We start from the raw sequence: 11,059 nt of genomic DNA on the forward strand, positions 1-11,059 counted from the left end.
ACAATCAATTAATATTATGATTAAAAACGATCTCTATTTAAAAGCACTTCGAGGTGAAACCGTAGAAAGACCACCGGTTTGGATGATGAGACAGGCAGGAAGATATTTACCCGAGTTTATCGCACTTCGTGATAAATACGATTTTTTCACAAGATGTCAGACTCCGGAATTGGCATCGGAAATTACCGTTCAGCCTATCAGAAGATTTCCTTTAGATGCGGCAATTTTATTTTCAGACATTTTGGTGGTTCCTCAAGCGATGGGAATCGATTTCAAAATGAAAGAATCTGTCGGACCTTGGCTGGACGAGCCAATTAGAACTGCAGAACAAGTTGATAATATTGCCGTTCCGGATGTAAATGAGACTTTAGGCTACGTTTTCGACGCAATAGAAATGACTTTAGACAAGTTGGATAACGAAATTCCATTGATTGGATTCGCAGGTTCACCTTGGACGATCTTATGTTACTGTATTGAAGGAAGAGGTTCTAAAGACTTTAATATTGCTAAATCTTTCTGTTTTCTACAAACCGAAGCAGCACATAAATTATTACAGAAAATCACAGATACAACCATTGCCTATCTGAAAAGAAAAGTTGAGAAAGGTGTTTCTGCTGTTCAGGTTTTCGATTCTTGGGGCGGAATGCTTTCTCCGGCAGATTATCAGGAATTTTCTTGGCAATATATCAATCAGATTGTTGAAGCTTTAAGCCCGTTGACCCATGTTGTAGTTTTCGGAAAAGGATGTTGGTTTGCTTTGGAAGAAATGACAATGGCTCCGGTTTCAGCTTTGGGAGTTGACTGGACAATTAAGCCCGAATTTGCAAGAACTTTGACGAATCATACCATGACGCTTCAGGGGAATTTTGATCCTGCAAGATTACATTCCACACCGGAAACCATCAAGAAAATGGTTAACGAAATGATTAACCGCTTCGGAAAAGACAGATACATTGCCAATTTAGGACACGGAATTTTACCAAATATCCCTGTGGAAAATGCGGAAGCGTTTATTAGAGCAGTAGTTGATTGGAAACCGAGTACTCAATTTTAACTCTCGCAGATTTTTTAAATCTAAAAACAAAATCCCTTTCAAATATAACTTTGAAAGGGATTTTTCTATGAAGAAAAAAAATTAGCTGTTAATTCAGTTCTGTGATGAAATCTTCTTTTGATTTTCTCACTTTGGTAAGGTTTACCAACCAATCGTTTTCAGAATTTCTGTATCCGATTGGCAAAAGAAGAACACTTCTTAAACCTTTATCTTTTAAATTTAAAATTTTATCAACTTCTTCAGGCGAAAAACCTTCCATTGGCGTAGAATCTACCCCTTCGAAAGCCGCTGCAATAATTGCCGCACTAAAAGAAATATATGCTTGTTTCGCTGCGTGAGTAAAGTTTTCTTCAGCCGGTCTCGGAGGATACATTGCTAAAATTTGTTGTCTGTAATTTTCCCAACCTTCGTTTTTAAAACCTCTTATTTCGTTCGTCAAATCAAACATTTTGTTGATTCTTTCTTCAGTATAATTATCCCATGCTGCAAAAACTAAAATATGTGAACAATCTGTAATTTGTGGCTGGTTCCAAGCATGAGGTTTTATTTGCTCCTTAATTTCCTGATTGCTGATTACAATTACTTCAAAAGGCTGCAAACCGCTTGACGTAGGAGCTAATCTTGCAGCTTCTAATATTTTATCTATTTTTTCCTGAGGCACTTTTTGCCCATTCATTGCTTTTGTTGCAAATCTCCAGTTTAATTTTTCTAATAATTCCATGAATTGAATAAATTTTACATGACAAAATTAGATCAAACAATGATTATAACCGCAATAAAAAGATAATTTGAACAATTGTTAAAATCTATAATGTAATAAAACACATTACAGAAACAACTAATTGATGATTAGGATAAATTATGAACTAAAATTTAATTCAAATATTGTAAAATATTTTTCTTTTCGAGTCTGAATTCTTTTCCTGATTCGTTTTGAATGATAATAATTTGATTGTTATCCATTATAGTTTTAATCTCACAGAAGCTTTTAAGACTGATTTTTGAAGCATCCATATTATTAACTTTGATAATCTTATCACCCACATTTAATTCTGATAATTGAGGAATTTTGAGTTTGTTTACAATGACCAAATGGTTTTCAACGGGAGCAAAAGAAATTCCGAAGCTATTGTATTCAGGAGTTTTTTCTGTTTTATTTAAAATGATTTTCTTAGAAATAAAATCTAAATCGACGATATAATTTTCCATAAATCTTGTTCCAACCAAATTTCGGGAATCATTACTATTATCAACAATCTGCTTGCCTAAAACAGTATTATTAACCTCAACTTCCATCACATCAAATTGTCTTTCACCTTTACTGACACTACTCAACGATTGCGACAGAAGCCCTTCAAAAGTCAGAAAATTATTGTCTTTTACTAAATTATATGAATTTGAATCTAAGGTAAAACCATTCCCAGCACCAGTATCGAAAAGGAAATTGAAATTTTGATTTCTTATTTTAAAACTAGCTTCAGGAGAATGTGTAAAATTTGCTTCGGTAAAAGGTATAGAAATTCCCTCAATTGAATTTTTAATTGATTGATCTGAAATAACAATAGTTTTAGTTTTGAAATCGAGTCGCCAAACTTTGTTAGCCATCATATTTGCCCCAAAAATCCCGCTTATTTTCTTACAGGCACGAGATTCCATCCAGCTTATATCCGCGAATGAGAAATTTATATTTTTAAATTTAATATCTGCGACTTTTAACTCGTTGGTTGAGAAAAGATCCATTGTAGATTTTGAATTATTAGCATCTGTAGCTTCAAAAATGACGTTGCTTTTCTTTTCATCCAACGAGCCTTTTAGTTCAGAAGAAATTATCGTTAAAGCACCGGTATCAAAAATAAAATTGTGCTTCTTATTTTTAATATCAACATTGATGATTATTTTCCCGTCGATATACTCAAAAGGAATCGTCGTTGCACTAAAAAATAACGGAAACAGCAATAAAGCAAAAGCGTAAAAAATTTTATATCTCATCATTATAAAAAATGAAGACTGCTTCATAGAAACAGTCTGTTAATTATTAGGAAAGCATTTTCTGTGCTTTTTTCACACCTTCAACCAGTAAATCAATCTCATTAAATGTATTGTAAACCGCAAAACTTGCACGAACAGTTCCTGCAATATTAAAGAAATCCATAATCGGTTGGGTACAGTGATGTCCGGTTCTTACCGCAATGCCCATTTTATCGAGAATCATCCCGACATCTGAAGAAATACCTACTCCCTCTAAATTAAATGAAACAACGCCCGTTCTGTAAGCTTTTTCACCATAGACTTTTAATCCTCCGATTTCTAATAATTGTTTTTGGGCATATTCAAGCAAAGCATTTTCATGATTCTGAATGTTTTGTTGTCCAATTTCATTAATAAAATCTGCAGCGGCTCCTAGAGCGATATTTCCGCCTACATTTGGTGTTCCGGCTTCATATTTAAAAGGTAAACCTGCGTAAGTGGTTCCATCAAACGAACAAACGGCAATCATTTCTCCACCGCCATGGAAAGGGGGCAAATCTTCAAGAATCTCTTGTTTTCCGTACAAAATTCCGGTTCCCATTGGAGCGTACATTTTATGTCCGGAAAAGACAAAGAAATCGCAATCTAATTTCTGAACATCAATTGTAAAATGCGGAGCAGATTGTGCACCGTCGATTACAATATAAGCATCTGAATTGGCTCTTGTTTTAGCAATAATTTCTTCAACAGGATTTACAATTCCCAAAGCATTGGAAACCTGATTTACAGAAACTACTTTTGTTTTTTCGCTTAAAAACTGGTCTAGATAATCTAACTGAAGAATCCCATTTTCATCAATTGGAATCACTCTCAACTTTGCTCCGGTTCTTTCACACAGCAATTGCCACGGAACGATATTAGAATGATGCTCCAAATAAGAAATGATAATCTCGTCATCCTTTTTTAATTTCGATGTTAAAATATAAGAGATGAGGTTTAAACCTTCTGTCGTTCCTTTGGTAAAGATAACTTCAAAATCATGCTTAGCATTAATGAATTTTTGGATTTTTCTTCTTGAAAGTTCCATTTCTTCGGTTGCTAACTGGCTTAAAGTATGGATTCCACGATGTACATTAGCATTTAGTTCTTTGTAATATTTTTCCCAAACTTCTAAAACTGAATTCGGTTTCTGAGATGTAGCCGCATTATCTAAGTAAACCAATGGCTTACCGTTCACTTCCTGATTTAATATAGAAAACTGACTTCTGATTTCCTGAATGTCAAACATTTATTAAAATTTTAATTAAAAATTCTTTATTTAGAACCCATCAAATTTACGGCTTTTTTCTGAAAACGTTTGATGCTTACAACCATAATAGATTTAATCTAAAAACAAAAAAAAACCTGCCAAAAAATTGACAGGTTAATGTATTTCGAGTAAGAAAATTCTTATTCTGCTGCTGCTTCAGTTGCAGGAGCTTCTCCTTCAGTTGCAACTTCTTCATCTTCATCATCATCTTGAGCTGCCGCACCACCTTTCGCTGCATTTCTAGACATTTTAACAGCTACAACAACTGCATTGTCTGGGTGCATGAAAGTGTAACCTTCAGCTTTGATAGTTCCTACATAAAGTTTGTTACCAATTTTAAGAGAAGTAATATCAACAACTACCTCATCTGGCAAGTTTGCAGGAATAGCTTTTACCTTTAACTTTCTGAAAGTTTGACGTAAAACACCACCAGCTACAACACCTTTAGAACGACCAGTAATTCTTACAGGAACCTCCATAACAACTGGCTTATCGTCAGCTAATCTGTAGAAGTCTGCGTGAATAATTTTGTCTGTAATTGGGTGGAACTGAATATCTTGAAGAACTGCAGGAATTACCTGTCCGTCAACTTCAATAGATACCGTGTGTGCTTCAGGAGTATATACCAAACCTTTGAACGCTTTCTCTAAAGCAGAGAAGTTCAATGGCTCACCACCTCCGTAAACAACACAAGGAACTAATTCAGCATCACGTAAAGCTTTTGTCGACTTTTTGCCCACGCTTTCTCTTTTTGTACCTTGAATTGTAATAGATTTCATTATAAATAATTTAAAAAAAATTGTTTCGTTTTAATTTGCAAATAATTAATTATCAATTAGATAACGAATTTACTGCTGATTGACTGATGCTCGTGCACCATCTTCATAACATCTGCGAATAATGGGGCGCAAGATAGCACTTTTATTTTAGATGACAAATTAGTTTTTACAGGAATTGAGTCAGTTACAATAACTTCCAGCAACTGAGATTTCTCAATATTCTCGTAAGCCTTTCCAGAAAGCACTCCGTGAGTAGCCATTGCTCTTACAGATTTTGCACCTTTTTCCATTAAAATATCTGCAGCTTTGCAAAGTGTTCCTGCAGTATCGATCATGTCGTCTATAAGAATAACGTTCTTACCTTCCACATCACCAATAAGGAACATTTCTTCCACAACATTTGCCTTTTTTCTTTCTTTATAAGCAATTACTACGTCTGCACCGATGTGTCCTGCATAATTTTTTGCTCTTTTTGCACCTCCCATATCCGGAGAAGCAATAGTAAGATTATCAAGATTCATATTTCTGATGTAATCTACAAAAATTGTAGACGCATACAGGTGATCAACAGGAATTTCGAAGAATCCCTGAATCTGATCTGCGTGAAGATCCATCGTCATAATTCTTGTTGCTCCTGCTGCAGTTAAAAGATTTGCCACCAGTTTTGCTCCGATTGGTGCTCTTGGCTTATCTTTTCTGTCCTGTCTTGCCAATCCGAAATACGGAAGTACTACGGTAATACTCTTCGCTGAAGCTCTCTTCGAAGCATCAATCATCAGAAGAAGTTCTAAAAGATTGTCTGCCGGTGGAAATGTAGAAGCAATAAGGAATACACGTCCTCCTCTTACAGATTCATCTAGCACGGGTTCAAATTCACCGTCACTAAACTCCTGAATGATGATTTTCCCTAATTCTTTCCCATAGTGATGGGCAATTTTTTCCGCTAGCTCCTTACTAGTTCTTGTCGAAAATAGATAACTTTGTTGCTCGGCCATTTTTACTTTTTAGATTTTGCAAATTTAAAAAAAAACCACAAGAATCAATCCTGTGGTTTCTAAGTTTTTATACTTTCTGGATATTAAGGGAATGTTACCCCTGAATATTTATTGACATCAACCTGTGGTAAAGTCGATCTGTATTTTTTATTAATCGACTTGATAAATTCGTTTGCAACGATAGCATAACCTCTACCAGTAAGGTGAACCCCATCTAAAGAGAATGATCCTCCGGTAACGAAAGTTGCGGTATATTTAACTCCATTCCAAGAAATTCCTGATTTAGAATTAAGCTCTATCATTTTTTCATTCATATCAACAAATGCTAAACCTTTAGAATCTGCCAAACTTCTGATTGTTGTATTATAAGCTGCTGTTGCAGTTAATACTTTAGCAGCTTCAGCTTCAGTTAATACTAATTTATCTTCCAAAGGAACAGAAGTACCACCTCCAGCTTGAGGAGTTAACACTGTACTTGCAGTTAATAAAATATAATCTTTTGATGTTGTTTGTCTGTATTTTGGTAAACCAGGAACAGCTGACAAATCTTTATCTGCAATAACAGCTCCATTTGCTACAGCTCCCGCAACAAATTTGATTAACCTTTTCTGATACTCAGCATCGTTGATTGCTCCTGCTGTTTTTGCCTGAGCAAGACCCGCATTGTAAGCAGCATAAGCTGTGTTCAGCTGAGAAACTTGTGTATCCGTAAGATTCGTAAGAGGCATTGCCGGAACTCTAGTGAAAAACGGCACATTAGTAACATTAGGAATATTTGCCACAATCCCCTTTCTTGTAGTTCCTGTAGGAAAAACTGTATTTACTAATGTTGTATAAGTATTAGTAAAACCTACACCAACTGCACCATCAACCGGAGTAATAGGATTTGAGCCATCTCCTCCTGAAGTTGCATATCCTAAAACATCGTTATTCCCAATCCATAAAGATACAAAAGTAGGATTTTGAGCTAATGCATCACCAACAACAGATGCCGTTGCAGACGAAGCAAACCTTACGAAATAAGGATTTGCAAGCCCAAATGGAAGACCTGCAGAATTTCCATATCCGGCTGCTAATAAATGTGAAACTTTTGCTCCGGGAACCCCCATATTTTGATAAGGTCTTCCTGCTACAACATTATCTAAAGCTGCTGCAGGACTATTTGGAACAGGGCTCAAAGCTCCGTTAACCATTTTTAGTTCAAGTTTTCCAGGAAAACCAGTTATTCCGATAAATCCGCCAACATTGTTTGGCATTAATGGCTGCTTAAATTCTCCTCCTCCAGCAAGTCTCATTTGTTGAGCAATCATGCTTGGAAAAGATTCGTTTTGTCCGCCAGAATAAAGAGCGCCATCTCTGTAACCTGAAGTAAGAGAATTTCCTAAAGAAATAAATTTCGAGAAATCTGCCTCACCTTTCGTTACAACGATATCTTCTACGTCAGTATCAAAATCTGTATTACAACTTACTGTGAAAAGCAGTGCAGAAATAGCGATTGTAGATATTATTATTTTTTTCATAATTTAAAATTAAAAAGCATTATAAGATAAACCTAGACCAAAATAGAATGCTTTAGCCTTTGCCTGACCGTAAAAACCTAAGGTTTTATTATTTACATCTCTGCTCTGTGGCATTACATAACCTCCTGCAACATCAACTCCGAATTTATTAAGTTTAAATCCTAAACCTCCTGTTAATACAAAAGAATCGAAAGATGGTGTTTCTGGGATGAAATTATCATCTGAATAAGGAGATTCGTCGTAATAAGCACCTAAACGACCGAAAATCATATTAGAAAATGCATATTGAGTTCCTAATCTTACTGTTTTTGAGTTTCTAAAGTTTTTTGGAGAAACTAAAATTGTAGGGTCTGTTTGGTTTCCGATTGGAGCATTAGCAAAATCTAAAGTTAGCTTGCTGTATCTTTCCCAACCGTGATAATTAAAATCTGCAGAAATTAACCATTTCGGGGTTACTTTATACGTCATACCAATTGTATATTCTGACACCAATGGTAAAGTTGCCGTGAAACCATCTTGTCCGGCTGCATTTAAACCTAAAAGTGTATTTACTGTATTTTGTGCAGGAACCGTAAATGTCGCTGTTCCCTTTTTAGCTTTCATATCAACTGGTGAACGGTAAGCAATACTTACATCAAATTTCGGATCAGGTCTGAAATAAAAACCAAAACCGTAACCATGACCACTTGCTTTTTCATCATTAATATTAACTGTTCCTCCAAATTGTGTAACAGCTTTATCCCAATTCACTTTTCCTCTTGCATAAATATAGCTTACTCCAAATGACATCCAATCTGCCATTTTATATGAAACCATTGGTTGGAAATAGAAACTTTTCAATTCAAGTTTTTGTACCATTTCTCTACCTTCCCAATCATAAGGATACTGAATTGTACTTCCAAAAGGTGTAGAAAAACTGAAACCGACAGACAATTTATCCATTGGCTTATACGTTATTGCAGCATAAATAGGCGTGCCCATTGGGTTGTCTGTTTCTGTACTATTTAAAGTATTTAAATTCTGAAAAGTAACTTTATTACTTGCTCCAAAACCTCCTGCAACAATACTTAGTTTAGAAGGAATGAATGACATTCCTGCCGGATTAAAGAACGCAACACTCGCATCTTCAGCATGAGCACTGGTGTGCGCCATTGCCAATTGTTTTACCCCTTGCAAAGAAACTCTAAAGCCTCCTGCGTAAGACAAAACTCCAGCCAATAAAGCGGTTGATACTAATATTTTTTTCATAGACTATTATTATATAACCCAAATATAAAATTATTTTAGATACACCTGTTAATAAATCTTAAAATTTTAAACTAACAAGCAAAAGAAAACTATGTTTAAAATAACATTTAAGATAAAAACCAAAATAACACACTCAAAAGCAGCTAATTAAATTAAAAACTTTCACACAACATAAAGCATGTTTAATATTAAACATTTTGAAAAATTAATATTTACTACATTTGGAATTGTATAAAGATAAAAATCAATAAATTTGCAAATTAAATATATTATAATATGAGTTGTGGATGCAAAACATCCGGCGATTCTGCACATTCTTGCGGAACTAAATCTGCGAATGGCTGTGAAAGTGTAAATACCTGCGGTAATAGTTATAAATTAAGTGTTTTCGATTGGCTGTCTAACGTACAAAACCCGGCTCAAACCAGGTGTGATTTTGTAGAAGTTAGATTTAAAAATGACAGAAAATTATTTTATAAAAATGTAAATAATATTCCTTTACATATAGGTAGCGTTGTAACAGTAGAATCTAGTCCGGGACATGATGTGGGCGTAGTAAGTCTCACCGGTGAATTAGTGAAAATTCAGATGAAGAAAAAAAGAGCTTCAGAAGAAAATCCACTTAAAATATATAGGCTAGCCAACCAAAAAGACATTGAAGTTTGGCAAGAAGCCCGAAAAAAAGAGGAAAATGTAAAAATTGAAGCCCGAAAAATTTCACACAGAATAGGTCTTGAAATGAAGATCACCGATGTGGAATATCAAGGTGATTCTTCTAAAGTCACTTTTTATTACACTGCCGACAATCGTATTGATTTTAGGATGCTGATAAAAGAATTTGCTGGAGCTTTCCGTACAAAAATCGACATGAAACAAATTGGTTTCAGACAGGAAGCTGCAAAAATTGGCGGAATTGGATCTTGTGGAAGAGAACTTTGTTGTTCAACTTGGTTAACCGACTTTAGATCTGTAAATACAAATGTTGCAAGATATCAGCAATTAAGCATTAATCCTCAAAAATTGGCAGGACAGTGCGGAAAATTGAAATGTTGTCTTAATTACGAATTAGACAGCTATCTTGACGCATTAAGCCACTTCCCTTCTTCTTCAACCATGATTGATACCGAAAAAGGAAGAGCTTTCTGTATAAAAATTGATGTTTTCAAAAAGAAAATGTGGTTTGCATACGTAGACAGCTCGATGGCTTGGTACGATTTCGATGTTGATTTGGTTAAAAAAATGATCTCACAAAATAAAAGAGGTGAAAAAACGTTACCTCTCGAAGATTTGAAACAGCCTGAACTTTCTGTGAAGACTGTAGATTTGATTCAGGAAAACAGCGTAGATCGTTTTGAAAAGAAAAACAGAGGTTTCAACAAAAACAGAAATCAAGGTCAGAATCAAAATCAAAACAGACCAAACAACAATCAAAATCAAGGACCTAGAAAACCTAGACCTGAAAATAGTAGCGAAAGACCTGAGAGAAACGATAAAGGTGAAAGACCGGAAAGACAGGAACGTCAACCACGACCTGAAAAATCTGTAAAGCCTAATCAAAATAATACTCAAAGACAACCAAAACCGCAACAGCAAAAGCCACAATCGGAGAAACCGCAATTGGAAAATGCCGAAGCTGTAAATAACAACGCTGAGCAAAAACCTCAGAATCAACAACCGAAAAAGAAGTTTAAAAAGAAATTTCCTCCAAAAAAAGATAACGATGCATAAAATTTCAGGGCTTTTTCTCCTTATTTTTTTGGCGAGCTGTAATGCTTCCGGAGAAGACGTTATCATGAATAGCGTTGATAATAAATGGAATAAGAAGACAGAACAAAAATTTAATCTTGAAATTTCGGATCCGCAAAATCCTAAAAATCTTATATTTGTTGTAAGAAACAACAATGAGTACCCTTACAGCAATATAAGATTCATTGTAAATCTTACCAACCAGAAAACCAAAGCCAAGCAAATTGATACGCTGAACTATATTTTAGCAAAACCAAACGGAGAATGGCTTGGAACAGGATTTGGAGAAACGAAAGAAACTTTTTTTCAGTATAAACTGAATTATAAATTTCCGGATAAAGGCAATTATGAACTTTCTATTGCACAGGCGATGAGAAACGACAATCTTCCCGGAATTGAAGACTTAGGTATAAAAGTAGAAACGGCTAAACCGTAATTAT

The 11,059-nt window shown here is 35.0% G+C and carries 10 protein-coding genes; 3 read left to right on the top strand and 7 right to left on the bottom strand.

Features of this window, described 5'->3' with window-relative positions:
- Positions 1-16 precede the first annotated feature (16 nt).
- Complete coding sequence (hemE, locus tag OF897_RS00955) at positions 17-1,054, top strand: uroporphyrinogen decarboxylase (RefSeq protein WP_267263820.1); 1,038 nt, start codon at positions 17-19, stop codon at positions 1,052-1,054.
- 88 nt (positions 1,055-1,142) lie between these two features.
- On the opposite strand, the gene OF897_RS00960 is transcribed toward hemE, so the two are convergent.
- From OF897_RS00960 to OF897_RS00990, 7 genes are all read right to left on the bottom strand, one after another.
- Positions 1,143-1,775, bottom strand: a complete 633-nt coding sequence (locus OF897_RS00960) for an NAD(P)H-dependent oxidoreductase (protein WP_267263821.1) — start codon at positions 1,773-1,775, stop codon at positions 1,143-1,145.
- A gap of 152 nt (positions 1,776-1,927) precedes the next feature.
- Positions 1,928-3,046, bottom strand: coding sequence for an aspartyl protease family protein (locus tag OF897_RS00965; protein WP_267263822.1), 1,119 nt, complete (start codon positions 3,044-3,046; stop codon positions 1,928-1,930).
- Between the two features lie 43 nt (positions 3,047-3,089).
- Positions 3,090-4,310, bottom strand: coding sequence for a cysteine desulfurase (locus OF897_RS00970; protein WP_267263823.1), 1,221 nt, complete (start codon positions 4,308-4,310; stop codon positions 3,090-3,092).
- Positions 4,311-4,471: 161 nt separating this feature from the next.
- Positions 4,472-5,110 (bottom strand): 50S ribosomal protein L25/general stress protein Ctc, encoded by a 639-nt coding sequence (locus tag OF897_RS00975; RefSeq protein ID WP_267263824.1) that lies wholly within the window; start codon positions 5,108-5,110, stop codon positions 4,472-4,474.
- Positions 5,111-5,166: 56 nt separating this feature from the next.
- A complete protein-coding gene (locus OF897_RS00980; RefSeq protein ID WP_267263825.1) occupies positions 5,167-6,105 on the bottom strand; it encodes a ribose-phosphate pyrophosphokinase in 939 nt (312 codons plus the stop codon).
- Between the two features lie 83 nt (positions 6,106-6,188).
- Positions 6,189-7,625 carry an SGNH/GDSL hydrolase family protein gene (locus OF897_RS00985; protein ID WP_267263826.1) on the bottom strand — a complete coding sequence of 479 codons (1,437 nt, stop codon included), beginning with the start codon at positions 7,623-7,625 and terminating at the stop codon, positions 6,189-6,191.
- Positions 7,626-7,634: 9 nt separating this feature from the next.
- Entirely contained in the window at positions 7,635-8,873 is a 1,239-nt protein-coding gene (locus OF897_RS00990) for an OmpP1/FadL family transporter (RefSeq protein WP_267263827.1), read from the bottom strand.
- A 276-nt stretch (positions 8,874-9,149) separates the two neighbouring features.
- Between OF897_RS00990 and OF897_RS00995 the strand changes: the two genes are divergently transcribed.
- Positions 9,150-10,601, top strand: a complete 1,452-nt coding sequence (locus OF897_RS00995; protein ID WP_267263828.1) for a PSP1 domain-containing protein — start codon at positions 9,150-9,152, stop codon at positions 10,599-10,601.
- On the top strand, positions 10,594-11,055 hold the full coding sequence (locus OF897_RS01000; protein ID WP_267263829.1) for a gliding motility lipoprotein GldH: 462 nt from the start codon (positions 10,594-10,596) through the stop codon (positions 11,053-11,055). The genes OF897_RS00995 and OF897_RS01000 overlap by 8 nt, the downstream gene beginning before the upstream one ends.
- Positions 11,056-11,059: the final 4 nt, after the last annotated feature.

The sequence above is a fragment of the Chryseobacterium formosum genome, from assembly GCF_026460885.1.
GTDB lineage: Bacteria > Bacteroidota > Bacteroidia > Flavobacteriales > Weeksellaceae > Chryseobacterium > Chryseobacterium formosus.